The organism is Kitasatospora sp. NPDC001527, assembly GCF_040298605.1.
Classification (GTDB): Bacteria; Actinomycetota; Actinomycetes; order Streptomycetales; family Streptomycetaceae; genus Kitasatospora.
Genome location: NZ_JBEPAM010000014.1, coordinates 87,818 through 110,490 on the forward strand (window position 1 = coordinate 87,818; position 22,673 = coordinate 110,490).

24 protein-coding genes are annotated in these 22,673 nt (G+C 73.7%); 15 read left to right on the forward strand and 9 right to left on the reverse strand.

Going from position 1 to position 22,673, the window contains the following annotated elements; genetic code table 11:
- Positions 1-7: 7 nt before the first annotated feature.
- The 3 genes from ABT238_RS16685 (at position 8) to mycP (ending at position 3,356) form a co-directional block, all read left to right on the forward strand.
- Positions 8-460, forward strand: a complete 453-nt coding sequence (locus ABT238_RS16685) for a DUF2563 family protein (protein ID WP_350564148.1) — start codon at positions 8-10, stop codon at positions 458-460.
- 44 nt (positions 461-504) lie between these two features.
- Positions 505-1,992, forward strand: a complete 1,488-nt coding sequence (locus ABT238_RS16690; RefSeq protein WP_350760868.1) for a WXG100 family type VII secretion target — start codon at positions 505-507, stop codon at positions 1,990-1,992.
- A gap of 131 nt (positions 1,993-2,123) precedes the next feature.
- Complete coding sequence (mycP, locus tag ABT238_RS16695; RefSeq protein ID WP_350760881.1) at positions 2,124-3,356, forward strand: type VII secretion-associated serine protease mycosin; 1,233 nt, start codon at positions 2,124-2,126, stop codon at positions 3,354-3,356.
- Here mycP and ABT238_RS16700 read toward each other — a convergent pair.
- Positions 3,347-3,940, reverse strand: coding sequence for a GNAT family N-acetyltransferase (locus ABT238_RS16700; RefSeq protein WP_350564153.1), 594 nt, complete (start codon positions 3,938-3,940; stop codon positions 3,347-3,349). The genes mycP and ABT238_RS16700 overlap by 10 nt on opposite strands.
- Before the next feature lie 273 nt (positions 3,941-4,213).
- Between ABT238_RS16700 and ABT238_RS16705 the strand changes: the two genes are divergently transcribed.
- The gene (locus tag ABT238_RS16705) at positions 4,214-4,786 is read left to right on the forward strand and encodes a DinB family protein (protein ID WP_350564155.1); all 573 of its coding nucleotides are present in this window, start codon (positions 4,214-4,216) and stop codon (positions 4,784-4,786) included.
- Positions 4,787-4,835: 49 nt separating this feature from the next.
- On the opposite strand, the gene ABT238_RS16710 is transcribed toward ABT238_RS16705, so the two are convergent.
- Together ABT238_RS16710 and ABT238_RS16715 are read right to left on the reverse strand one after the other, a co-directional pair.
- Positions 4,836-5,297: an RNA polymerase sigma factor gene (locus ABT238_RS16710; RefSeq protein WP_350564156.1), complete on the reverse strand. Its 462-nt coding sequence runs from the start codon at positions 5,295-5,297 to the stop codon at positions 4,836-4,838.
- Between the two features lie 552 nt (positions 5,298-5,849).
- Positions 5,850-6,623 (reverse strand): hypothetical protein, encoded by a 774-nt coding sequence (locus ABT238_RS16715; RefSeq protein WP_350564158.1) that lies wholly within the window; start codon positions 6,621-6,623, stop codon positions 5,850-5,852.
- A 256-nt stretch (positions 6,624-6,879) separates the two neighbouring features.
- Here ABT238_RS16715 and ABT238_RS16720 point away from each other — a divergent pair, with 256 nt between their 5' ends.
- The gene (locus ABT238_RS16720; RefSeq protein ID WP_350564160.1) at positions 6,880-7,896 is read left to right on the forward strand and encodes a hypothetical protein; all 1,017 of its coding nucleotides are present in this window, start codon (positions 6,880-6,882) and stop codon (positions 7,894-7,896) included.
- 47 nt (positions 7,897-7,943) lie between these two features.
- Here the strand turns inward: ABT238_RS16720 and ABT238_RS16725 are convergent, their stop codons facing one another.
- Entirely contained in the window at positions 7,944-8,534 is a 591-nt protein-coding gene (locus ABT238_RS16725; protein WP_350564162.1) for an isochorismatase family protein, read from the reverse strand.
- Positions 8,535-8,716: 182 nt separating this feature from the next.
- Entirely contained in the window at positions 8,717-10,033 is a 1,317-nt protein-coding gene (locus ABT238_RS16730) for a nicotinate phosphoribosyltransferase (RefSeq protein ID WP_350564163.1), read from the reverse strand.
- A gap of 201 nt (positions 10,034-10,234) precedes the next feature.
- Between ABT238_RS16730 and clpS the strand changes: the two genes are divergently transcribed.
- The 9 genes from clpS to ABT238_RS16775 all read left to right on the forward strand — a co-directional run bounded on the left by clpS (position 10,235) and on the right by ABT238_RS16775 (position 16,368).
- Positions 10,235-10,528 carry an ATP-dependent Clp protease adapter ClpS gene (gene clpS, locus ABT238_RS16735; RefSeq protein ID WP_350564165.1) on the forward strand — a complete coding sequence of 98 codons (294 nt, stop codon included), beginning with the start codon at positions 10,235-10,237 and terminating at the stop codon, positions 10,526-10,528.
- Between the two features lie 81 nt (positions 10,529-10,609).
- Positions 10,610-11,194: a DUF2017 domain-containing protein gene (locus ABT238_RS16740; protein ID WP_350760932.1), complete on the forward strand. Its 585-nt coding sequence runs from the start codon at positions 10,610-10,612 to the stop codon at positions 11,192-11,194.
- 223 nt (positions 11,195-11,417) lie between these two features.
- Positions 11,418-12,875, forward strand: coding sequence for an amino acid permease (locus ABT238_RS16745; protein WP_350564169.1), 1,458 nt, complete (start codon positions 11,418-11,420; stop codon positions 12,873-12,875).
- Between the two features lie 54 nt (positions 12,876-12,929).
- Positions 12,930-13,361 (forward strand): M67 family metallopeptidase, encoded by a 432-nt coding sequence (locus tag ABT238_RS16750; RefSeq protein ID WP_350564170.1) that lies wholly within the window; start codon positions 12,930-12,932, stop codon positions 13,359-13,361.
- Between the two features lie 150 nt (positions 13,362-13,511).
- Entirely contained in the window at positions 13,512-13,631 is a 120-nt protein-coding gene (locus tag ABT238_RS16755; RefSeq protein WP_326846449.1) for a putative leader peptide, read from the forward strand.
- 103 nt (positions 13,632-13,734) lie between these two features.
- Positions 13,735-14,013 (forward strand): MoaD/ThiS family protein, encoded by a 279-nt coding sequence (locus ABT238_RS16760; RefSeq protein ID WP_218200404.1) that lies wholly within the window; start codon positions 13,735-13,737, stop codon positions 14,011-14,013.
- 97 nt (positions 14,014-14,110) lie between these two features.
- Entirely contained in the window at positions 14,111-15,079 is a 969-nt protein-coding gene (locus ABT238_RS16765) for a PLP-dependent cysteine synthase family protein (protein WP_350564172.1), read from the forward strand.
- 152 nt (positions 15,080-15,231) lie between these two features.
- Positions 15,232-15,423: a MerR family transcriptional regulator gene (locus ABT238_RS16770; protein WP_350760972.1), complete on the forward strand. Its 192-nt coding sequence runs from the start codon at positions 15,232-15,234 to the stop codon at positions 15,421-15,423.
- Between the two features lie 198 nt (positions 15,424-15,621).
- A complete protein-coding gene (locus ABT238_RS16775; RefSeq protein ID WP_350564175.1) occupies positions 15,622-16,368 on the forward strand; it encodes an MBL fold metallo-hydrolase in 747 nt (248 codons plus the stop codon).
- Positions 16,369-16,372: 4 nt separating this feature from the next.
- Here ABT238_RS16775 and ABT238_RS16780 read toward each other — a convergent pair whose 3' ends face one another.
- The gene (locus ABT238_RS16780; protein WP_350760991.1) at positions 16,373-17,290 is read right to left on the reverse strand and encodes a branched-chain amino acid transaminase; all 918 of its coding nucleotides are present in this window, start codon (positions 17,288-17,290) and stop codon (positions 16,373-16,375) included.
- A 142-nt stretch (positions 17,291-17,432) separates the two neighbouring features.
- Here ABT238_RS16780 and ABT238_RS16785 point away from each other — a divergent pair, with 142 nt between their 5' ends.
- A complete protein-coding gene (locus tag ABT238_RS16785; RefSeq protein WP_350564179.1) occupies positions 17,433-18,449 on the forward strand; it encodes a LuxR C-terminal-related transcriptional regulator in 1,017 nt (338 codons plus the stop codon).
- A 37-nt stretch (positions 18,450-18,486) separates the two neighbouring features.
- On the opposite strand, the gene ABT238_RS16790 is transcribed toward ABT238_RS16785, so the two are convergent.
- From ABT238_RS16790 to ABT238_RS16800, 3 genes are all read right to left on the reverse strand, one after another.
- Positions 18,487-19,776, reverse strand: a complete 1,290-nt coding sequence (locus ABT238_RS16790; protein WP_350564181.1) for an LLM class flavin-dependent oxidoreductase — start codon at positions 19,774-19,776, stop codon at positions 18,487-18,489.
- Positions 19,773-20,819, reverse strand: coding sequence for an LLM class flavin-dependent oxidoreductase (locus ABT238_RS16795; protein ID WP_350564182.1), 1,047 nt, complete (start codon positions 20,817-20,819; stop codon positions 19,773-19,775). The genes ABT238_RS16790 and ABT238_RS16795 overlap by 4 nt, the downstream gene beginning before the upstream one ends.
- Positions 20,820-21,278: 459 nt before the next feature.
- Positions 21,279-22,550 carry a PTS transporter subunit EIIC gene (locus tag ABT238_RS16800; protein WP_350564183.1) on the reverse strand — a complete coding sequence of 424 codons (1,272 nt, stop codon included), beginning with the start codon at positions 22,548-22,550 and terminating at the stop codon, positions 21,279-21,281.
- Between the last annotated feature and the right edge of the window lie 123 nt (positions 22,551-22,673).

Genomic DNA, 22,673 nt, shown 5'->3' on the forward strand with positions numbered 1-22,673 from the left:
GCCGCACGTGGCAACGGGGAACGGAACCGGATCGACCGGCGGGGCAGGACGCGGCTACCGCGTCGAGGTCGAGCAGCTGCACGCCTTCGCCGCCCAAGTACGCCTGCTGCTGGCCGAGTTCCAGCGTCATGCCGACGGCAACGCGACACACGGCCGCAGCGGCATCGGACCCAGCTCGCTCGGCACCTTCGCCGAGGCCACCGACCTGCACGGCCGCTACCAGACCATGCGCGACGGCCTGCGCGACGTCCTCAACCAGCTCCAGGACGCGGTCGACGAGGCCCAGAAGAAGGCCGAACTCACCGCCACCAACTACGAGGAGCAGGAACACCGGACCAAGACGAAGCTGAAACTCGGCGACGACGGCTGGTCCGTGGCCAACCCCTCCGCCACCAGCACCGCCGCCTACGCCGCGACCACCGCCCCGGCCCGGCACGACGACGGGAAGGGGGTCCGGTGACGTACACCGACTTCGGCGCCTACAGCCACGCCGAACTCCGCAAGATGGTCCAGGCCCTCAACCCCGGTGAGGTGATGGCCGCCGCCGACCCCTGGCGCCGCGCCGCGGACACCCTCAAGGCCATCCGCGCCACCCTCACCCGCGCCAGCACCGAGGCCGCCACCTCCTGGGAGGGCAGCACCAGCGACGCCTTCCACGCCCGCATGCTCCACCTCGCCACCACCATCAACACCACCGCCTCCTACGCCAACGACGCGGCCAACACCCTCAAGGCGATCTCCGAGGCGATGGCCAAGGCCAAGCGCGACATGCCCGAGGAGCCCAGCGGCTGGGCCCAGTTCAAGGACGGCGTCGGCGACACCTTCTCCTCCCTCTTCGGCGCCGACGACGAGGACGCCCGCACCGACATCGCCAACCAGAAGAAGTCCGAAGCCGCCACCGTCCTGCAGACCCTCGCGATGCACTACCGCACGGCCAGTCCGATGCTGAAGCCCCCACCACCCCCGGGGCCACCGGGCAAGGGCAGGGGCAAGGACGAATTCACGGAAGGCCCGGCCGACGACGCGGGCTCCAGCGGCTACGCCGCTGTGGGTGGCTTTCTCGGTGGGGTCGGTGTCGGCAACGTCGGCCCCGGCGCGGCGCCGGTGTACCGCCCGCGCGAGGGAGCGGTGGCGGATCCCCGGACGGTCGGCGCGGGACGCGCGAACCCGCAAGGGACGAGCCCGTCGTTCTCGAAGGCGCCGTCGGCTCCCTCCGACCCCGGTGTCAAGGGCGGCGTTGCCATGCCGCCACCCAAGGCCGCGCCGGCGAAGTTCGGCGCCGGGACCGTCGTGGACGGCGCGGCCGCCGTTCCCACGCCGTCGACATCCGGCGGGCCGCTGCCGTCCGGGGGGAGCGGTACGTCGATCCTTGGTTCGCCGGGGAACGGCGGAAACCAGACCCTGCCCAACAGCCCGGTCACGCAGCCCGTCGCGCCGCAGGGCGGCAACGGCGCAGGTAATTCCCACCCGAGCGGGATCCCGCAGTCCTTCGGCCCGGCTGTCAGGCAGGGACAAGGGCCCGGCGCCGGGTGGAACGGGCAGGTCGCTTCGGAAGCCGCGCGCGGTGGCCGCGAAGGGACTCCGGGGAGGTTCGGGGCCGGCCGCAGCGGTGTGGTCTTCGGGGCCGAGGGCATGCCAGGGGCGAGTGGTGGCGGCAGCGTCGGCGCGGGCGCCGACCGTGGCAGGGGCACCGTCGAGGGCAAGGCCGGTCGAGTCGGTGGCGCGATTGTCGGTGCCGAGGACCACTCAGGCAGGAGCGGCGGTGGCAAGCAGGCCTTCACCGAGGGCGGTTCGGGCGTGGGAGCGCGCGGACGGATCCGGCCGGAGACCGGTGCGGGCAGCCCGCTTGCGCAGACGCCCATGGTTCCGCTGGGTGGCGTCGACCGGGGCCGGAGGGACGACGAGAGGAAGCGGAGCCGTCCCGACTACCTCGTCGAGGACGAGGAGACCTGGGCGTCGGACGACCCGGTCAATCCGAACGTGGTGGAATGACGCCCGGCCTGCGGGTCTTGGGCCGATCGATCGGGTGCCCTGCGGCCGTCCAGGCTGCAGGGCGGCCTCTGTGCTGAGTGGGGTGGCGGGACTTGAGGAGCTGGCGTCTTGGCCGCAGGGCGGCTGTGCTGATGGCCGGCGCACTGCTGGCGGCCGTGGGCACGGGTCCTGTCCATGCCGAGAATGTGCGCGATGCGCAGTGGCCCCTTGTGACCTACCGGGCGGAATCGGCGATCTGGCCCGTCTCGCAGGGAGAAGGTGTCACGGTTGCCGTCGTCGACAGCGGCGTGCTGAAGGAGCACCAGGACTTGACGGGGCAGGTCCTGGCCGGAGTGGACCTCACCGGGGAGAAGACCGACGGGACGGTGGACACCAACGGCCACGGCACCGGGATGGCGAGTCTCATCGCGGGCCACGGCCACGCTACCGGGGCCGGCATCGTGGGCCTGGCACCCAAGGCCAAGATCCTTCCGATTCGGATCGATCTGACTCAGGAGTCACCCTCGGACCAGTCGGACATCGCCAGGGCGATCCGCTATGCCGTTGACCACGGTGCGAAGGTCGTCAATATGTCCATCGGAGGGCCTTCCGGGGCCGACCCCGACGAGCGTGCGGCGGTGAAGTACGCGATGGACAAGGACGTTGTCCTGGTGGCGAGTACGGGCAACGACGGGGACAAGGGCGCTTCCGTGGACTATCCGGCCGCCTTCCCCGGGGTCATGGCGGTCGGCGCGGTGGACCGCAACGGGCTGATCTGGAGCAAGTCGAGCTCCGGTCCCGAGACGACCCTGGTGGCGCCGGGCGCGGAGATCCCCCGGGCAGGTGCCAAGTCGACGAGTTCGCAGGGCGTCGCCAACGGCACCTCCGACGCCACCGCCTACGTCTCCGCCACCGCCGCGTTGATCCGGGCGAAGTACCCGGAGCTCTCCGCCGGGCAGGTCATCAACCGGATGATCAAGAGCGCCACCCCGCCCGCCGACGGATCGGCGGTGCCGAGCGAGCGGTACGGGTACGGGGTGCTGTCGCCGGCGAAGGCGCTGGAGGTGAATCCGGCGGTGGACGGGGGGCCGCGGGAGAATCCGCTGGCCGGGCGGGCGGAGGCGAAGGGGGGCGTGACCGCCTCGCCGAGCGAGGAGGAGTGGGAGTCGCCGCCTCCCGTGACGGTGCCGGTGACCGCGGAGAACCGCGGCGTGAAGTGGGTGCTGATGGGCACCGCGGTGGTCGCCGGAGTGGTGCTGGTGGGCGTCGTGGTGGCGGTGCTGCTGGTGGTGCGCGGGCGGCGCCGGCGGGCGCGGGCCGCCGCGGCGGCGGCGCACCAGGCCTATCCGCCGCCGCCGCAGCAGTGGCCGCCCTATCAGGGGTGAGCGGCGAGCCACTCGGGGCGCAGGGCGGCCATCTGCAGGACGTCGTGGTACGCGCCGCCCCAGAAGTGGGCCTGGCGGGCCCGGCCCTCGTGGCGGAAACCGGCCTTCTCGTAGGCGCGGACGGCGCGCGGGTTGTAGGCGTAGACCTCCAGTTGGACGCGGTGCAGGCGGACCGTCCCGAAGGCGTGGCGCAGCAGCAGCACGGTGGCCTCGGTGCCGATGCCGCGGCCGGTGCTGCCGGGGGCGAGGGCGATCCGGAAGTGGGCGGAGGCGTTGTCGGGGTCGACGTCGTTGAGCGCGAGTTCGCCGAGGAAGCGGCCGGTGGCCCGGTCCTCGACGGCGAGGTCGAGGCGGTCGGGCTGCTCGGGGCGGGTGGCGCACCAGTCGCGGATCTCGTCCTCGGTGAAGACCCGGCGGGTGCCGGTGAGGCGGTTGGTCTCCTCGTCGTCGGTGGACTCCCACATGGGGCCGGCGTGCCGGGCGGAGAGCGGGACGAGGGTGACGGTGGCGCCGGGCAGGGTCGGCTTGCGGGCGAGCGCGCCGGGGTCGAAGGCGGCGTGGGGATCACGGGCGGAGGTCGGCATGCCGGTCAGGATGGACCGGAGCGCTCCGTTCCCGCCAGTGAATTCGCCCGCCCTTCCCGGGGCCGCAGGTGCCGCTGCCGGCCGAGTCGGGCCGGTCGACGGGACCGGACGGCGTTATCAGCCGAACGGAGTACGCGGAGAGCCCCCCAAGGGTGGATGACGTGTTGACGCCGCCCGCCGGGCCGCCGGGGGCGGCGGGGCTGGCAGGATTTCGGCGACCGCTGGCGCTGACGCCGCTGGTGGGGGGCGGTCCCGGGCGGCCATCCTGGGCGCATGAGCACTTCCGAGCACATCAGCGGCACGGCCGGCGACGACGCGATCGTCCCCGACACCAAGGACTGGACGTGGGTGCTGGAGCGCCCCTGCGCGGACTGCGGGCTGGACGCCGGGGCGATCGGCCGCGAGGACGTGGCCGGGATGATCCGGGCCAACGCGGCGGCCTGGGCGGGGGTGCTGGCCGGCGATCCGGCGGCGCTGCGCCGCCGGCCGCGGCCGGAGATCTGGTCCGACCTCGAATACGCGTGCCACGTCCGGGACGTCTTCCGGCTGTTCCAGGTCCGGCTGGCCCTGATGCTGGACCGGGACGACCCGCTGTTCGCCAACTGGGACCAGGACGAGACGGCCGTCGCCGAGCGGTACGGCGAGCAGGATCCGGCCGTGGTGGCGGGGGAGTTGACGCAGGCCGCGGAGGTGCTGGCGGCGGCGTTCGAAGGGGTGACGGGCGCGGGGTGGGAGCGCACCGGCAACCGCAGCGACGGGGCGCGCTTCACGGTGGAGTCGTTCTCCCGCTACCTGGTGCACGATCCGGTCCACCACCTGTACGACGTCACCGGTGAGCGGGTCTGAGGGGGCCGGCGAGGGTGGTCACCGGCTCACGGGCGCGCGCTCGTGCGGCTCACCAGCCGGAGGCCTCACGCAGCATGGTGCGGCGCAGGCGGCCGGCCACGCTGGCGGTGTCGGTGCCGATGACGTCGGCGATCTCGGGCGCGGCGAGACCGACGACGTAGTGCAGGATGGCCAGGTCGTCGTCGGCCGGGCGGGCCGGGCGGTCCTGGGTGTCGGGACGGCCGGAGGGCAGCCCGTTCTGCCGGGTGTGGTCGCCGACGGTATCGCGCAGGATCTGCCAGGCGTGCGCGGTGGGGTTGGAGCTTCCCAGCAACTCGCGCCACTGCACGGCGATTTCGGCGAAGGCCTGTTGGACGGCGCCGGCCGCGCGGTCCGGGTCGGGCAGCCAGACCCGGGCATAGCTGAGGTACCGCGGTCGGTGCAGCTCGCAGAACGCCGCGAACTCCAGCGGTACGGCGGGTTCGCCGGGCCCCGGAGGCGGCTCGGCGGTGCTGTCATGACGTTGGGTCATCTCGGCTTCTCGGCAAGTGAGATGGGCTTCTGACGGTCGATCATCTGTGCTCACTCTACGGTAGGCGCTCGGTGCGCTGGGTTACCAATCGGCTGGATTGCCCGGAAGGCGCCGCCGCGCGGCCGGTTCCGGCGGTGGCCGGGTGGGGGGTCGGCGGGCGGTGCGGCGGTGGCGGACGGGCGGGGAGTGGTGCGCAGTGGTGTCAGAGGCGTGGACGCGGAGCTCCGTGGCCGGTCAGCGGGGTGATCCGGCCGGTGGTGGCAGCCGTTCGGCGCGCCACCGCAGAGGGTGTGATGTGCCACCGTAGGCGGTTCGGCGGTTCTCGTCCACGCCTGCGGCGCGAAGCCGCGCCCGCACCACCGGGCGCACCACCGTGCACGCGCCGCCCGGTCCTCGCCGGACCGTGCCGGGCTGCGGCGATGCCGCGAGCGGGCCGTTCGGCGGCGCCCCCGGGCGGGGGGCGGGGTGGTGGGCCGGCCCCGTCGCACGCGTCCCGCGTGCCCGGCCCTTCGTCGGCGGATCGCCGTGTACGAGACGAAAGTTGACGAACTGTCAGGAACTCGCCCGGCGGCTCTCCGCCGGGACGGCCCGGTCGTCCGGTGTGGTGCCGCGGGCGAGCTGGGCGGGGAAGGCCTCGACCGCCCGGCGGCGGGCGAGTCGCGCGGCCGCCGCAGCCGCGGCCCCTGCGGCCCCGGCCGCCTCCGTGGCGGCGGTCAGCCGCTCCCGCTCGTGCTCGCGGCCCCGGGCGTTCGCGCCCTCGTGCGGCGCGGTCGCGTGCTCCACGTCCTCGCGCCCGGCGTCCTGCCGGATTCCCTCGATCGTCTGGACTTCCCCGGTCTCCTCGGCCTTCTCGATCTCCTGGGTCTGTTGGGCCAGTTGGGCCTCCTGTTCCTCGTGGGCCGTCTGGTGGGCCGCTTCCTGCGCGGCCTCGTGCGCGGCCTCGTGTGCGGCTTTGGTGGCGCTGCGGAGGCGGGCCGCTCCGGAGCCCCGCCGGGCCCGCCCGTCGGCCGTGCGCGCCGCGTGCTCCTCGGCCACCTGTCTAGCCGCCAGGTAGGCCTGGACGGCCGCCATCCCGTAGACGGGCTGGATCAACTGGTGGCCCTTGAAGAAGGGGCGGGCGGGGGCGAACCCGGCGGCGACCACGAGGTCGCGGATCTCCGCTATCTCCGCCTCGCTGCGCGCGGTGAAGCGGACCTCCCAGCCCTTCTTGTAGGTATGGCCCTGTGCGCCGCTGCGGCGGGCCGGGTCCGGCCGGCGGACGTATCCGGGCAGGCGTCCGAGCCGGAGCTGGGCCGCGCGGAGGCCGGCGGTCTCGTCACGTGACATGTACTAAGGGTAGGCAATCCGGCGGGCTGGAGTGACGCCCGGAGGTGACTTCGCCGTATGTGCTTGATCACGCAGGGTCAGACGGCCTGGTGGCTGATCAATGATGATGGAGTATGACAAGCGACTGATCGCCCATTCCTCCGAATGGGTGAGGGTATGAGGACTTTAGTGCGGCCTGATCCCGGTTTCGCGACGGTTGGGTAACAGTGCGTCAGGCGGCCGCGACTCGTTCCGGGCCGTTGGGGATGGTGTCGGCATGAGCTACCGGATTCCCACGCCGCCGCCGTCCCTGGAGGAACTGGCGCGCCGTCAGCAGAACGTCCTCACCGCCGGCCAGCTGCGCGCCCGTGGTGTGCCGGCCCGGATCATCAGCGAGCACTGCCGCCGCGGCGGTCCCTGGCAGCGGCTGCTGCCCCGGGTCTACCTGCTGCAGTCCGGCGACCCCTCGCCGGAGCAGCGGATGTGGGCCGCGCTGCTGTACGCGGCGCGGAACGGCCGGGAGGGCGGCCGCGCCGAGGGCGCGGTGATCACCGGGGCGGCCGCGCTCGCGCTGTACGGCTTCGCCGCGGTGCCCCGGCTGCCCGCCGTCACCGGGGTGGACGTGCTGGTGCCCCGCCAGCGGCGGCTCAAGGACGCCGGCGAGGTGCGGATCCGGCGCACCGAGCGGGAGCTGGTGGCGCGCTCGGTGCACGGGCTGGCCTGCGCGCCGGTCGCCAGGGCGGTCGCCGACGCGCTGCACGAGTGGACCTCCGAAGGCGCGGCCGGCGGGCCGGCCCCGGTCCGGGAGGTGCTCGGCGAGGCCGTCCGCCGCCCCGACCTGCGCTGCACGGTGCGCGAGCTGGCCGCCGAGCTGGCCGAGTCCGGACTGGTTTCCGACCTGCGGGTGCGGGCCGTGCTGGACGGCCTGCTGGCCGCCGAGCGGGACCGCTCGCTGGAGCGGATCGGCGAGCTGGTCGACGAGTGGCTGCTGCCCGTCCCGCTGACCGGCCCGGAACTGCGGATGCGCGGCGGCACCTACGTCGCCGTCCCGGACCTCTACTGGCCGCGGGCGGGTGTCGCGGTCGAGGTCGACTCGGAGCTGCGCAGCGTCAGCGAGGGCGAGGCGGCCTGGATGCGCGGCGGCCAGCACCGGATGGAGTACCTGGGGGTGCGGGTGGTGTACGTCTCCGGCGCGCGGCTGGCCGAGGACCCGGACGCGGTCGGCGCCGAACTGCGCGAGGCGTTCCGGCTGGGCGGGACCGACGTGGTGGAGCTGCTGGTCACCGAGCACTGAGCGTCCGGAACGGCGGGCACCGCCCAGGACGGTGCCGGCGCCCGGGCTCAGCCCCCGACGACCGGCGTGCCGACCAGCTCGACCCCGGCCGCCCGCAGCTCGTCCAGGGCGGCGGCGGTGGTCGGCGCGGCCACCCCGGCGGTGAGGTCGAGCAGCACCCGGGTGGTGAACCCGGCCCGCACCGCGTCCAGCGCGGTGGCCCTGACGCAGTGGTCGGTGGCGATGCCGACCACGTCCACCTCGGTGACCTGCCGCTCGCGCAGCCACTCGGCCGGCCCGCGGCTGTTCTCGTCGACGCCCTCGAAGCCGCTGTACGCCGCCGCGTAGGCGCCCTTGTCGAAGACCGCCTCGATCGCGCCGGAGGTGACGGACGGGGCGAAGTTGGGGTGGAAACCGACCCCCTCGGTGCCCGCGACGCAGTGCACCGGCCAGCTGTGCACGTAGTCCGGCTCGTCGGAGAAGTGGTCGCCCGGGTCGATGTGGTTGTCGCGGGTGGCGAGGATGTGCCGGTAGCCGGGCGCGGACTCGGCGATGAGGTCGGTGATCGCGGCGGCCACCTCGGCCCCGCCGGCGACGGCCAGGCTGCCGCCCTCGCAGAAGTCGTTCTGCACGTCGACGACGATCAGTGCCCGGTGCATGGCTGGCATTCCTCGGTCTGGTGGGGTCCTGCGGAGGACGGGGGGAGACGGTGTGAGGGGGCCTCACGTCCGTACGGGGGAACTCTACGGTCGACTGTAGGCAGTGGCATCCGGAGGCGGAAGGCCCGGGGCGCGCCCGGGGCCTTCCCCCGTCCACGAACCGTCACGGGGCCGGTGGGGCGTCACACGTGCAGCTCGGTCGCCAGCACCGGGTCGCCCTTGGAGAGCTGGGTGGCCGACAGCGGCAGCGCCGCCCGGGCCCGGGTGTGCCGCTCGCGCGCGGCCTCCAGCGGCTCCCGGCCGATCACCTCGCCGGCCTTGATCAGCGGCACCTGCACCAGGTGCGGCGCCAGGGCGTCCGGGACGGTCCCGGTGCCGACGACCTCGGCCTCGGCGACGCCGTCCGCGTCCGGCCGCCGGGCCGCCCACTTGCGCCCGCCGATGCTGGTCTTGCCGCCGGCCGCGCGCTTGGCGACCGGGACCAGCGGGCCGTCCGGCCCGGCGGCGCGGGCGACCAGCTTGTAGACCATCGCGCAGGTCGGGTCCCCGCTGCCGGTGACCAGGCTGGTGCCGACGCCGTAGCCGTCCACCGGGGCGGCGGCCAGCGCGGCGATCGCGTACTCGTCGAGGTCGGAGGTGACGATGATCCGGGCCCCGGTGGCGCCGAGCTCGTCGAGCTGGCGGCGGACCCGGTGGGCGAGCAGGGTGAGGTCGCCCGAGTCGATCCGTACGGCGCCCAGCTCGGGGCCGGCCACCTCGACGGCGGTGCGCACCGCCTCGCGCAGGTCGAAGGTGTCGACCAGCAGGGTGGTGCCCCGGCCCATCGAGTCGATCTGCGCCCGGAAGGCGTCCCGCTCGCTGTCGTGGACGAGGGTGAAGGCGTGCGCGGCGGTCCCGGTGGTCGGGATGCCGTAGGTGAAGCCGGCCTCCAGGTCGGAGGTGGCGGCGAAGCCGGCCACGTACGCGGCGCGGGCGGCGGCGACGGCGGCCCGCTCGTGCGCGCGCCGGGCGCCCATCTCGATCACCGGCCGGCCACCGGCCGCCGAGGTCATCCGGGAGGCGGCGGCGGCGATCGCCGAGTCGTAGTTGAGGATCGAGAGGATCACCGTCTCCAGGATCACCGCCTCGGCGAAGCTGCCCTCGACGGTCAGCAGCGGCGAGCCGGGGAAGTAGACCTCGCCCTCCGGGTAGCCGTGGATGTCGCCGGTGAACCGGTAGTCGGCGAGGAAGCGCAGGGTCTCCTCGTCGACCACGTCCTGGTCGGCGAGCCAGTCGAGCTGGGCGGAGGTGAAGCGGAAGCTCTCCACGGCGTCCAGGACCCGGCCGGTGCCCGCCATCACGCCGTAGCGCCGGCCGGCGGGCAGCCGACGGGTGAACACCTCGAAGACGGAGCGGCGGTGCGCCGCCCCGCTGCGCAGGGCGGCCTGCAGCATGGTGAGCTCGTAGCGGTCGGTGAGCAGCGCGGTCGAGCCGGCCGCGGGCACGGAAGTGGCGTCCATGCGGATGATGCTACTACCCCTTAGCGTCAATGTGACGATTTCTCGGCGCGGTGATCCGTCCAGCGCGTCGCGGGCACGGGGGCGGAATCGCCCGCAGGTCCCCCGGATGGCAGCATGGGGCTGGAGGGGCACGTGGAGACCACGTGACGGCCGGGTGGGAGCCACCCGGGAACCGAACTGAGCGGCAGGAGGGAACCGGCGGTGAGTGTCGCGCCCGTGGAGATCGAGCGCCCGGAAGTCGAGGGCGTACCCGTGACGGAGCCGGACACCCCGTGGGTCACCATCGTCCACAACGATCCGGTCAACCTGATGAGCTACGTCCAGTACGTCTTCCAGGCCTACTTCGGCTATCCGCGGGAGAAGGCCCGGAAGCTGATGATGGAGGTGCACACCAAGGGCCGGGCGGTGGTCTCCAGCGGCTCGCGCGAGGAGATGGAGCGCGACGTGCAGGCGATGCACGGCTACGGCCTCTGGGCGACCCTGCAGCACGACTGACCGCACGACCGGCCGCGCGGGCGGCCGAGCGGCCGATGCCGCGGACCACTGGAACCGACGAGGACGGGCTGACCGATACCGATGGCTGGGTTGTTCGAGAGTGCCGGCGGCGGGGGCGCGGTGCTCGCGCTGGACGAGCTGGAGGCCTCCATCCTGCGCTCGCTGGAAGTGCAGATGCTGGAGCTGATCGGCCCCGGTCCGGGCGGTGAGGGCGACGGGTCCGGCGACCCGCTGGCGGCGCTGTTCGCCGAGGGGCCGAGCAAGGCGCCCGACGACCCGGCGCTGGCCCGGCTCTTCCCGGACGCCTACGGGGACCCGGCCCGCCCGGCCGACGAGGAGTCCCGGGAGGCCGCCGGGGAGTTCCGCCGTTACACCGAGCTGGACCTGCGGGCCCGCAAGCGCGAGGACGCCCTGCAGGTCGTCCGGGCGCTGGACGGCCTGGGCGGCGAGGGCGGCCTGGTCAACCTGGACGCCGCCGCGTGCCTGCGCTGGCTGGGCGCGCTCAACGACCTGCGGCTGACCCTGGGCGTGCGGCTGGAGGTCACCGAGGACGACGAACAGGGGCTGTACGACCTGCCGGACACCGACGAGCGCAAGCCCCTGGTGATGGCCTACCTGTGGCTCGGCGCCCTGCAGGAGTCGCTGCTGGAGGCGCTCACCGACTGACGCCGGGGCCCGTTCCCGGACCGAGTCTCCCCCGTTCGGGGCAGGCCCCGGCCCCTCGTCCGCATGCCGGACGAGCGGCCGGGGCCTTTTCGTCCAAAACGGGCGAAACCCCATCAGGGCATGCTCAAATATCGCTCAGATGGACACCGGTATCCGGACCGTGCGTGGTACGACTGCTCCCCCGCGAGTCCCATCCGCGACATCCCCTCCAGGACGGTGCAGCATGACCGAACAGCTCTACGACGAGGTCGTCGACGCCAGGCCGGACGAGGAGGGCTACCACCGGGGCCTGGGCAGCCGCCAGATCCAGATGATCGCGATCGGCGGCGCCATCGGCACCGGCCTCTTCCTCGGCGCGGGAACCGCCATATCCAAGTCCGGCCCCAGCCTGATCCTGTCCTACGCCGTGGCCGGCGTGGTGATCTTCGCGATCATGCGGGCGCTCGGCGAACTGCTCACCTACCGGCCGGTGGCCGGCAGCTTCGCCGAGTACGCGCGGGAGTTCCTCGGGCCCTTCGCCGGCTTCGTGACCGGCTGGACGTACTGGCTCTTCTGGGTTGTCACGGGCATGGCGGAAACCACCGCCGCGGCCGTCTACGTGAAGTTCTGGGCACCCGAGATCCCGCAGTGGCTCTGCGCGCTCTGCTTCCTGCTGCTCCTCTACGGGGCCAACCTGATCTCGGTGAAGATCTTCGGCGAGATCGAGTTCTGGTTCTCCATGGTCAAGGTCACCGCGATCATCGGCATGATCCTGATCGGCGTCGGAGTGCTCACCCTCGGCTTCAGCGACGCCGGCGACACCGCGTCGGTCACCCACCTCTGGCAGGACGGCGGCTTCTTCCCCAAAGGCATCGGCGCCACCGTGATGACCCTGCAGATCGTCATGTTCGCCTACCTGGGCGTGGAACTCGTCGGCGTCACCGCGGGCGAGAGCGAGAACCCGAAGAAGACCCTCCCGCGCGCCATCAACACCCTGCCGTGGCGGATCGCGCTGTTCTACATCGGCGCCCTGGTCGTCATCCTCTCGCTGGTGCCGTGGACCGAGTTCCAGCCCGGCGTCAGCCCGTTCGTCGCCACCTTCGGCAAGATCGGCATCCCCGCCGCCGCCGGCATCATCAACTTCGTGGTGCTCACCGCCGCGCTCTCCTCCTGCAACTCCGGCATGTACTCCACCGGCCGCATGCTGCGCGACCTCGCCCTGCGCGGCCAGGCCCCCGGGCGGCTCACCCGGCTCAACGGCCACCGCACCCCGGCCGCCGCGATCACCGTCTCCACGCTGCTGATGGGCGTCGGCGTGGTGCTCAACTACCTCGTCCCGGCCAAGGCCTTCGAGTACATCACCTCGGTCGCCACCGTCTGCGGCCTGTGGACCTGGGCGATGATCCTCGTCTGCCAGATCCGCTACCGCAGGGCCTGGCAGGCCGGCCACCTGCCGCCGCCCAGCTTCAAGGCCCCCGCCGGCGTCTGGAGCAGCTGGGCCGCGCTCGCCTTCCTGGCGCTGGTGGTCGTGCTGATCGGCCTGGACGCCGACAACCGGATCTCGCTGTACGTCTTCCCGGTCTGGGCCGTGCTGCTGGTCGCCGGCTACCGGGGGCTCGGACGCCGCGCCCCCGAGGCGGTGCACGCGGTCGCCCACGACCACCTGCACGTGCCGGACGGCGGCGGCAGCGACCCCCGCTGACCGCCCCCCGGACGCCCCGGCGGCCCGCCGCCGGGGCGTGGCTATCCTGGCGCCATGCTGACCATCACCCGAGAACTGCGCGACGCGATCGTCGCCCACGCCCGCGCCGACCACCCGGACGAGGCCTGCGGCGTGGTCGCCGGACCGGAGGGCAGCGGCCGCCCCGAGCGGTTCATCCCGATGCTCAACGCCGCCCGCTCGCCCACCTTCTACGAGTTCGACTCGGGCGACCTGCTCAAGCTCTACCGCGAGATGGACGACCGCGACGAGGAGCCGGTGATCGTCTACCACTCGCACACCGCCACCGAGGCCTACCCCTCGCGCACCGACGTGAGCTACGCCTCCGAGCCGAACGCCCACTACGTCCTGGTCTCGACCGCCGAGGGCAACGGCCCCGACGACCCGTACCAGTTCCGCTCGTTCCGCATCGTGGACGGCGTGATCACGGAGGAAGACGTCCAGGTCGTCGAGGCCTACCCGGCCTGACCCGCACCCACCTGGGCGGGGCCCGCCGACCGTCCGCGAGCGGTCGGCGGGCCACTGCCGTTTCCGGGCGGTCTCGACATGGGGGACGGACTCATCCGCATCCCGAGACGGGCATGGAGGAGCGGGGCCGGGAATCTATACGATGAGCCCATGCGTTCCGTCGATGTGAGCACTCAGGCCCCGGGCACCCGCCTCGTGGCGCGCCTGCACATCGACCTGTGCCGGCTCGCCAGCGCGATCTGTCCCGGCACGCCGGCGCGCTCGCGCTGAGCCGCCCGCCGCGGCCCGCAGCGGAGATCCCCGCCCCGGGCCGCAACGCCCTGCCGCGCCCGCTGCGGCCCACCCACCTCACGACTCGCACAGGAGCGCACCCATGGCCATCGAGGTCCGCATCCCGACCATCCTCCGCACCTACACCGACGGCGCCAAGGCCGTCGAGGGCACCGGCAGCAACCTCGGGGAACTCTTCACCGACCTCGACGCCCGTCACCCGGGCATCGCCGCCCGCCTGCTGGAGGGCGGCGAGCTGCGCCGCTTCGTCAACGTCTACCTGAACGACGAGGACGTCCGCTTCCTGGAGGGCATCTCCACCGCCGTCGCCGACGGCGACAGCGTCACCATCCTGCCCGCCGTGGCCGGCGGCGCCCGGTAGGGCCCGGCCCCGCCACCCGCCGCCCCGTCCCGCGCACCGCCCGGGACGGGGCGGGTCCGCCCGTACCGATCCCGACCGCCGCCCGCCGGAGGACCCCTTGCGCTACGACAGCCCGCTCGAAGCCGTCGGCAACACCCCGCTGGTGCGCCTGCCCCGGCTGTCCGCCGCGGTGCCCGGGAACACCGAGGGCCTGGTCACCCTCTGGGCCAAGCTGGAGGACCGCAACCCCACGGGCTCCATCAAGGACCGCCCGGCGCTGCACATGATCGAGCGCGCCGAGGCCGGCGGCCGGCTCACCCCCGGCTGCACGATCCTCGAACCCACCAGCGGCAACACCGGCATCTCGCTGGCCATGGCGGCCAAGCTCAAGGGCTACCGGATGGTCTGCGTGATGCCCGAGAACACCAGCGAGGAACGGCGCGAGCTGCTCCGCATGTGGGGCGCCGAGATCATCTCCTCACCCGCCGCCGGCGGCTCCAACACCGCCGTGCGCATCGCCAAGGAGATCGCCGCCGAGCACCCCGACTGGGTGATGCTCTACCAGTACGGCAACCCCGACAACGCCGGCGCCCACTACACCGGCACCGGCCCCGAGATCCTCGCCGACCTGCCCACCGTCACCCACTTCGTGGCCGGCCTCGGCACCACCGGCACCCTGATGGGCGTCGGCCGCTACCTGCGCGAGAAGGTCCCCGGCGTGCGGATCGTCGCCGCCGAGCCGCGCTACGACGACCTCGTCTACGGCCTGCGCAACCTCGACGAGGGCTTCGTCCCCGAGCTGTACGACGCCGAGGTGCTCACCACCCGCTTCTCGGTCGGCTCCGCCGACGCCGTCCGGCGCACCCGCGAACTCCTCCAGGAGGAGGGCATCTTCGCCGGCGTCTCCACCGGCGCGATCCTGCACGCGGCGATCGGGGTGGGCCGCAAGGCCGCGCAGGCCGGCGAGCGCGCCGACATCGTCTTCGTGGTCGCCGACGGCGGCTGGAAGTACCTGTCCACCGGCATCTACACCGCCGAGTCCACCGAGGCCGCCGTCGAGGCGCTGCAGGGCCAGCTCTGGGCCTGAGGCCCCCGCCGGGCGGCGGGGGCCGGGGATTTGTCCGCACCGTGCTCCCGGTTCGTCACGGTACGACCACGGTGTCCGGTCCGGGGCCGGGATCGCCCGGCGCCCGGAAAGGCTGGCCACGAACGTCCCCCACGCACCAGCGGAGGTGACCCGTGAGCCGCAGCGCCAACCTGTGGTCGTACACCGAGATCGCCCGCCACATCAACGTCCAGCCGGAGACCGTGCGCACCTACCGGCGGCACGGCCTGCTGCCCGAACCGGACCTGCTCGACGCCGCCGGACACCCCCGCTGGTACCCCGACACCATCCGCGCCTGGGCCCGCCGGCGCCCCGGCCGCCGCTGACCCGCCCACCGCGGCGCGCCCGCCCCCGTCTCCCCGGCGTTCTGGTGATTCCAGCCACAGCACGGCACGGAGACGGGGGCAAAGTGCCGGTCCGCCCTTACCCTCGACAACACGCGCAGGGCAGCGCCTCCGGCCGGTACTCCCGGCCCGCTGTCATGACCAGCGGCAGCCAGGACGTGTCGGGGCGGAGGGGCTCGGATGAAACTGACCGTGGTGGGGTGCTCGGGGAGCTTCCCGTCGGCCGACTCGCCGTGCTCCAGCTACCTGGTGGAGGCCGACGGCTACCGCGTCGTGCTCGACCTCGGCAACGGGGCGCTCGGCGCCCTGCAGAAGTACGTCTCGATCTACGACGTCGACGCCGTCCTGCTCAGCCACCTGCACGCCGACCACTGCGTCGACCTGTGCGCCTACTGGGTCGCCCGCAACTACCGGGCCGAGGGCTGCCCCGATCCGATGCCCGTCTACGGCCCGGCCGGCACCGCCGCCCGGATGGCCCGCGCCTACGACATGCCGGAGAACCCGGGGATGAAGGAGGTGTTCGAGTTCCGCACCCTCACCCCCGGCCGCTTCGACCTCGGCCCGCTGCGGATCGACGTCGCCCAGGTCAACCACCCCGTGGACGCCTTCGCCTTCCGGCTGGAACACGACGGCCGCAGCCTCGTCTACTCCGGCGACACCGGTGAGAGCGCCGAACTCGTCGAACTGGCCCGGGACACCGACCTCTTCCTGTGCGAGGCCGCCTACCTCGACGGCCGCGACACCTACCGGGCGGTCCACCTCAACGGCCGCGAGGCCGGCGAGCACGCCACCGCGGCCGGCGCCCGCCGGCTCGTCCTCACCCACATCCCGCCGTGGACGGACGCCGAGGTGAACCGGCGGGACGCGGCCGCCGCCTACGCGGGACCGGTCGACATCGCCCGGGCCGGCGCGGTCTACGAGGTCTGACCGCTCACTCCACGTACGTCAGCCAGTGCCGGTAGCGCCCGTCCGCGCCGCTCACCGCCGCTTCGTAGGACGCCCGCAGCCGATCCGTCAGCGGTCCCGGGGCCGCCGGAAGCTCCCGGTCGTCCAGCGAGCCCACCGCCACCACCCCGGCCGCCGTGCCGCACACGAACACCTCGTCCGCCGCGTACAGGTCGGAACGCAGCAGCGCCTCCACCCGCACCGGCACACCCAGGTCGCGCGCCAGCGTCAGCACGGTGTCCCGGGTGATCCCCTCCAGGGCGCCCGCACTCGTGGGAGGCGTGCGCAGCACCCCGTCGCGCACGACGAACACGTTCTCCCCGGTGCACTCGCTCACCGCGCCGTCCGGGCCGAGCAGCAGCGCCTCGTCGTACCCCGCGTCGGTCGCCTCCCGGCGGGCCAGCACCGAGTTCAGGTACGGCCCGGTCGCCTTCGCGGCCGGCGGCACCGCGTTCGGGTCGGTGCGCCGCCAGCTGCTCGTCTTCAGCCTGATCCCGCCCCGCCCGTCCGGCAGCTGGGAGTGCCACTCCCAGCTCGCGATCGCCGTGACGGTCGGCGAGGACCGCATGTCCAGGCCCATCGCGCCGTAGCCCAGGAAGGCGAAGTGCCGCAGGTAGCAGGACCGGTGACCGTTGGCCCGCACCAGGTCGACCGTGGCCTTCGCCAACTCGTCCACACCGTGGGGGAGTTCCATGCGCAGCATGCGCGCACTGCGGTCCAGCCGGCGAAGGTGCTCGGGCAGCCGGAACACGGCCGGGCCGTCCGCCGTGGCGAACGCCCGGGTGCCCTCCAGCACCCCGGTGCCGTAGTGCAGGCCATGGGTGAGGACGTGCGTGGTCGCCGAGTGCCAAGGCACCAGCGCACCGTCCAGCCAGATCGTCGAAGCTTCGGGAAGAGCCGTCATGTCCGCCATCCTGACCACCCGACCGCCTCCGGTCAGCGCCGCGGCCACTGCCGGAACCGGCCATGACCAGGAGCGGAAGCGACCCGTCTCGCAGGGTGGAAGCCCCGCACGGATCCGCGCCGGGCGTCAGTAGGCTGCGCCGATGGAGAGCCCCGCAGACCCGGACGCCACCCGGCTCTACGCCCGCCTGCTCGCCGAACCCGGCCGCCCACCCGGCGAGTTGTTTCCCGACTGGGACGAACGGAGGCTCGCCGCCGCCACCGCCGAACTCCTCGGCCTCGGCCTGCTCCAGCCCGCCGCGGGCGGCCCCGCCCCAGGGCCCGCCCCAGGGCCCGGTCCCGGCCACGCCGCGGTGTCCGTGGACACCGCCGTCCGGCAACTGCTGTTCGACGCCGACCGGCAGGTCGCCGACCTCGTCGGGGCCCTGGACCGGGCCCGCGAGGCGGTCGACCGGCTGCACACCGGCTACCTGCCCGTGCAGGAGCGCCACCGCGCCGGCAGCGCGCTGGAGGTCGTCCGCGGCGCCGACCGGATCGCCGCCCTGCTGGAGGACGCCGCCCGCGGCGCCCGCGGCGAGGCACTCTCGCTGCGCCCCGGACAGGACCTCTCCGGCCCGGCCCTCGCCGGCAAACTCGCCCGCGAACGCCTCGCCCTCGCGCACGGCGCGGCCCTGCGCGCCGTCCACCCGGCGGCCGCGCTGCGCCGCCCTGCCGTGCTCGGTCACCTCCGGGAGCTGACGGAGGCCGGGGCCCGGATCAGGGTGGCCCATTCGCTGCCGCTCTGGCTCATCGTGGTGGACGCCCGGCTGGCGATCCTGCCCGCCCCGGGGGCCGGGCCCGGCGGGGACGCCCCGGTCGCGGAGGCGGCCGTGGTGGTGCGCGAGCCGACCCTGGTCGCCCTGGTCGCCGAACTGTTCGAGTACTTCTGGTCGGCGGCCTGGACGCCGGCCGAGCTCCTGTCCGGCGGGACGGGGACGCCCGGCCGGCACGCCGAGGTGCTGCGACTGCTGGCGGCCGGGCGGACCGACGCGGCGATCGCCCGCAAGCTGGAGCTCTCCGAGCGCACGGTGCGCCGGCTGGTCGCCGAACTGACCGCCGACCTGGGCGCGGAGAGCCGCTTCCAGGCCGGCGTGCACGCCGCCCGGCTGGGCCGGGTCTGACGGCGGGGCACGCCGGCCGCGGCGGTGTGGGGTGGTGTCAGGGCCGGCCGGGGACCGGCAGGCCGAGGTGGTCGCGCAGCGTCGTCCCGGTGTACTCGGTGCGGAACACCCCGCGCTCCTGGAGCAGCGGCACCACCCGGTCGACGAAGTCGTCCAGGCCGCCGGGGGTGAGGTGCGGGACGAGGATGAAGCCGTCCGCGGCGTCGCTCTGCACGTGGTGGTCGAGCTGGGCGGCGACGCTCGCCGGGGTGCCGATGAAGCTCTGCCGGCCGGTCACCTCGATCACCAGCTCGCGGCTGCTGAGCCCCTTCTCGGCGGCCACCGCACGCCACTTGGCCGCGACCTCCAGCGGGTCGCCGAGCGAGGTGCGGCCCTGGACGAGGCCCGAGTCGCGCACCGGGTCGACGGCCGGCAGCGGGCCGTCCACGTCGTGGCCGGAGAGGTCGACGCCCCAGATCTGCTCCAGGTAGTTGATCGCGGTGGCCGGGCTCACCTGGGCCCGGCGGATCGCGGCGGCGCGCTCGACGGCCTCCTCCTCGGTGTCGCCCAGCACATAGGTGACCCCCGGCATGATCTTCAGCTCGTCGGGCTTGCGCCCGTACGCGGCCAGCCGCCGTTTGACGTCGGCGTGGAAGGCCTGGCCGGCGGCCAGTGTGGAGTGCCGGCTGAAGACCACGTCGGCGGTGGCGGCGGCGAACTCGCGGCCCTCGTCGGAGTCGCCGGCCTGGATCACCACCGGGTGGCCCTGCGGTGGGCGCGGCACCGAGAGGGTGCCCTCGACGTCGAACTGCGGGCCCTGGTGGCGGACCGTTGCGGTGCCCGCGGCGTCCCAGAACTCCCGGGCGAGCGCGACCGTCTCGGCGGCCCGGGTGTAGCGGTCGGCCCGGTCGAGGTAGCCGCCGCGGCGGAAGTTCTCGCCGGTGAAGGCGTCGGAGGAGGTGACCACGTTCCAGGCGGCGCGCCCGCCGGAGAGGTGGTCCAGGGAGGCGAACCGGCGGGCCAGTTCGTAGGGCTCGTTGAAGGTGGCGTTGACGGTGGCGGCCAGCCCCAGGTGGGTGGTGACGGCGGCGAGCGCGCCCAGCACGGTGATCGACTCGGGGCGGCCGACCACGTCCAGGTCGTGGATCCGGCCCTTGACCTCGCGCAGCCGCAGGCCCTCGGCGAGGAAGAAGAAGTCGAAGCGGCCGCGTTCGGCGGTCGCGGCGAGGTGGCGGAAGGAGTCGAAGGCGATCTGGCTGCCGGAGGCCGGGTCGCTCCACACGGTGGTGTTGTTGACGCCGGGGAAGTGCGCGGCGAGGTGGATCTGCTTGAGCGGACGGTCCGTCATCGGGTCACCTCGGCGTGGGCGGCGGGGGCGGGGGCGGCGATGGTCGCGGCGAGCGCGTAGCGGCTGGCGGGGCGGGCCAGGCCGAGGTGCTCGCGCAGAGTGCGGCCGGTGTAGCCGGTGCGGAACAGTCCGCGCTCGCGCAGGGCCGGCACGACGCGGTCGGCGAGCGCGGCGAGGTCGCGGGCCGGATCGGCGGGCACCAGGTGGAAGCCGTCCACCCCGCCGCCGCCCTCGGTGATCTCGCCGAGCAGGGCGTCCGCCGCCGGTTCGTCGGGGAGCGCGGCCGGGATCCGGGCCAGGATCCGCAGCGCCTCGCCGCCGCGCAGCCGCAGTTCGGTGGCGGCGGTGAGCCGGGTGGCCCGGTCGGGGGCGTCGAGCAGGACGACGTCGGCGTAGCGGGCCGCGGTGTCGACCCGGGCGCGCCCGCCGGGGGCGGCGTCCGGCGCGAGGTCGGCGGCGGCGACGCCGACCGCGACGACCGGGCGGCCCTGCGGCGGGCGGGGGGTGATGGAGGGGCCGCGCACGGAGAAGTGCGGGCCCTCGAAGTCGATGTGGTGGAGCTTGGCGCGGTCGACGAAGCGGCCGGTGGCGGTGTCGCGGATCTCGGCGTCGTCCTCCCAGCTGTCCCAGAGCCGGACGGCCACCTCGGCGGCGTCGGCGGCCTCGGCCCAGAGCTCGTCGGCCGGGGCGGTGCCCTTGCGGCCGAAGGCCCGGGCCTCGGCCTCGGTGTCGGAGACGCCGACCAGCCAGCCGGCCCGGCCCTCGCTGACCCAGTCCAGGGTGTTGACCGAGATCGAGGTGTGGAACGGCTCGGTGTGGGTGGTGGTGACGGTCGGGACCAGGCCGAGGCCGCGGGTGACCGGGGCGAGCCGGGCGAAGGTGGCGAGCGCGTCCAGCCGGCGCGGTTCGGGGGTGTAGGAGTCGTCGAGGGTGACGAAGTCGAGTGCGGCCCGTTCGGCGAGCCGGGCGAGGGCGGTGAAGTGGGCGGCGTCGACGTGGCCGGGGCTGTCGAGGGCGGCGGAAAGGTGCAGCTGGCGGGGCATGGGTGGCCTTGACTTTCCTGGGACGGAAGCGGTGCGTGCGGCGCTCGCGCACCGGCCCGTGCCCCCGTTGTCCCCGGGCGGGGACGGGGCGGGCGGGTGCGCGCGGGCACGGGCCGGCCCGCCCGGGACGCGGGCGGGCGCGGGTGACGGGGTGGTGCGGGGGCCGGGGCGCGGCGGGGACGTCAGCCGGGCGGCGGCGGGAACGCTCGGGTCAGCCGCGACACGCCGCGGACCACACGCGACCGAAGTCGATGTGGCTGCGGGTCACCAGCAGGCGGGGGGCGTTCACCGCTTCAGTTGACCAGCGCGTCCGTGTGTTCGTCAACCACCGTCTCAGCGGGCGGCCGCCGCCGCGGACACCCGGACGGGCACGCCCGGGCACGCGAACGGCCCCGCCCCGCCACCCGGGGAGCGGGTGGCGGGGCGGGGCCGTGAGCGGCGTGCGGTGGTCTTCGGGCGTCAGGCCTTGGTGACGTCCTCGATCTCGTCGTCGTCCTCGCGACCGGGGGTCTTGATGTCGAACTTGATGATCGCGAAGCGGAAGAGGAAGAAGTACAGGGCGGAGAACGCGAGGCCGATCGGGATGATCAGCCACGGGTCGGTGGCCAGGTTCCAGTTGAGCAGGTAGTCGATCAGGCCCGCCGAGAAGCCGAAGCCGTCGTGCACGCCGAGGGCCCAGGTGACGGCCATCGACAGACCGGTGAGGACGGCGTGGATCACGTACAGCACCGGGGCGATGAACATGAAGGAGAACTCGATGGGCTCGGTGACGCCGGTCACGAAGCTGGTCAGGCCGACCGAGATCATCATGCCGAGGACGGCCTTGCGGCGCTCGGGGCGGGCGCAGTAGGCGATGGCCAGGGCGGCGGCCGGCAGGCCGAACATCATGATCGGGAAGAAGCCGGACATGAACTGGCCGGCGGTCGGGTCACCGTGGAAGAAGCGCGGGATGTCGCCGGTCCAGGTGGTGCCGGAGGCGTCGGTGAAGCTGCCGACCTGCTGCTGGAAGAAGGTGTTCAGGAACTGGTGCATGCCGACCGGGATCAGCAGGCGGTTGGCGACACCGTAGATGCCGGCGCCACCGGCGCCGAGGCCGGTCAGCCAGTCGCTCGCGTTGGTCAGGCCGGTACCGATCGGGCCCCAGACCAGGCCGAACACGACACCGAGCAGGGTGCCGACGAAGGCCATGATGATCGGCACCAGGCGGCGGCCGTTGAAGAAGCCGAGCCAGTCGACCAGCTTGGTGCGGTGGTACTTCTGCCAGATCACGGCGCTGAGCAGGCCGACCACGATGCCGCCGAAGACGCCCGGGTCCTGCGGCTTGCCCTTGGGCAGGGCGGCGGTGACGGAGCCGTCCATCGGGAAGGCGGTGAGCACGTTCTTGTAGACCAGGAAGCCGACCAGGGCGGCCAGCGCGGTCGAGCCGTCGGCCTTCTTGGCGAAGCCGATCGCCACACCGACGCAGAACAGCAGCGCGAGGTTGGTGAAGACGGCGTCACCGGCGGTGGCGAACACCGTGGCGACCTTCCCCCAGCCGAGGCCGTCCTTGCCGAAGACGTCGTCCTGGCCGAGGCGCAGCAGGATGCCGGCGGCGGGCAGCACGGCGACCGGCAGCTGGAGGCTGCGGCCGATCTTCTGCAGACCCTGGAGCGTGTTCTGGCCGAACTTCTTTGCGGGGCTGGGTGTGGCCGGAGCCGTGGCGGGCGCCGGTGCCTGCGCAGACTGACTCATGGGGGTGGGTTCCTAACGGCAAGGGCGGATCGGTCGGGGGAAGGTGCACAGGGGGCCGAACCGCGAACTGGTCTACACCACACGTGGTGTAGACCAGTTTTGTAGCACGGGCGGAGGAGGCGG

What these genes read in the sequence shown, in the direction of transcription:
- ABT238_RS16690 (WP_350760868.1), top strand. Translation starts at nt 505, where the DNA reads ATGGTCCAGGCCCTCAACCCCGGTGAGGTGATGGCCGCCGCCGACCCC.
- ABT238_RS16760 (WP_218200404.1), top strand. Translation starts at nt 13,735, where the DNA reads ATGGCCATCGAGGTCCGCATCCCGACCATCCTCCGCACCTACACCGAC.
- ABT238_RS16725 (WP_350564162.1), bottom strand. Translation starts at nt 8,534, where the DNA reads ATGCACCGGGCACTGATCGTCGTCGACGTGCAGAACGACTTCTGCGAG.
- ABT238_RS16705 (WP_350564155.1), top strand. Translation starts at nt 4,214, where the DNA reads ATGAGCACTTCCGAGCACATCAGCGGCACGGCCGGCGACGACGCGATC.
- ABT238_RS16715 (WP_350564158.1), bottom strand. Translation starts at nt 6,623, where the DNA reads ATGTCACGTGACGAGACCGCCGGCCTCCGCGCGGCCCAGCTCCGGCTC.
- ABT238_RS16700 (WP_350564153.1), bottom strand. Translation starts at nt 3,940, where the DNA reads ATGCCGACCTCCGCCCGTGATCCCCACGCCGCCTTCGACCCCGGCGCG.
- ABT238_RS16775 (WP_350564175.1), top strand. Translation starts at nt 15,622, where the DNA reads ATGAAACTGACCGTGGTGGGGTGCTCGGGGAGCTTCCCGTCGGCCGAC.
- mycP (WP_350760881.1), top strand. Translation starts at nt 2,124, where the DNA reads ATGGCCGGCGCACTGCTGGCGGCCGTGGGCACGGGTCCTGTCCATGCC.
- ABT238_RS16785 (WP_350564179.1), top strand. Translation starts at nt 17,433, where the DNA reads ATGGAGAGCCCCGCAGACCCGGACGCCACCCGGCTCTACGCCCGCCTG.
- ABT238_RS16750 (WP_350564170.1), top strand. Translation starts at nt 12,930, where the DNA reads ATGCTGACCATCACCCGAGAACTGCGCGACGCGATCGTCGCCCACGCC.
- ABT238_RS16740 (WP_350760932.1), top strand. Translation starts at nt 10,610, where the DNA reads ATGGCTGGGTTGTTCGAGAGTGCCGGCGGCGGGGGCGCGGTGCTCGCG.
- ABT238_RS16780 (WP_350760991.1), bottom strand. Translation starts at nt 17,290, where the DNA reads ATGACGGCTCTTCCCGAAGCTTCGACGATCTGGCTGGACGGTGCGCTG.
- ABT238_RS16720 (WP_350564160.1), top strand. Translation starts at nt 6,880, where the DNA reads ATGAGCTACCGGATTCCCACGCCGCCGCCGTCCCTGGAGGAACTGGCG.
- ABT238_RS16710 (WP_350564156.1), bottom strand. Translation starts at nt 5,297, where the DNA reads ATGACCCAACGTCATGACAGCACCGCCGAGCCGCCTCCGGGGCCCGGC.
- ABT238_RS16730 (WP_350564163.1), bottom strand. Translation starts at nt 10,033, where the DNA reads ATGGACGCCACTTCCGTGCCCGCGGCCGGCTCGACCGCGCTGCTCACC.
- ABT238_RS16800 (WP_350564183.1), bottom strand. Translation starts at nt 22,550, where the DNA reads ATGAGTCAGTCTGCGCAGGCACCGGCGCCCGCCACGGCTCCGGCCACA.
- ABT238_RS16755 (WP_326846449.1), top strand. Translation starts at nt 13,512, where the DNA reads ATGCGTTCCGTCGATGTGAGCACTCAGGCCCCGGGCACCCGCCTCGTG.
- ABT238_RS16745 (WP_350564169.1), top strand. Translation starts at nt 11,418, where the DNA reads ATGACCGAACAGCTCTACGACGAGGTCGTCGACGCCAGGCCGGACGAG.
- ABT238_RS16795 (WP_350564182.1), bottom strand. Translation starts at nt 20,819, where the DNA reads ATGCCCCGCCAGCTGCACCTTTCCGCCGCCCTCGACAGCCCCGGCCAC.
- ABT238_RS16790 (WP_350564181.1), bottom strand. Translation starts at nt 19,776, where the DNA reads ATGACGGACCGTCCGCTCAAGCAGATCCACCTCGCCGCGCACTTCCCC.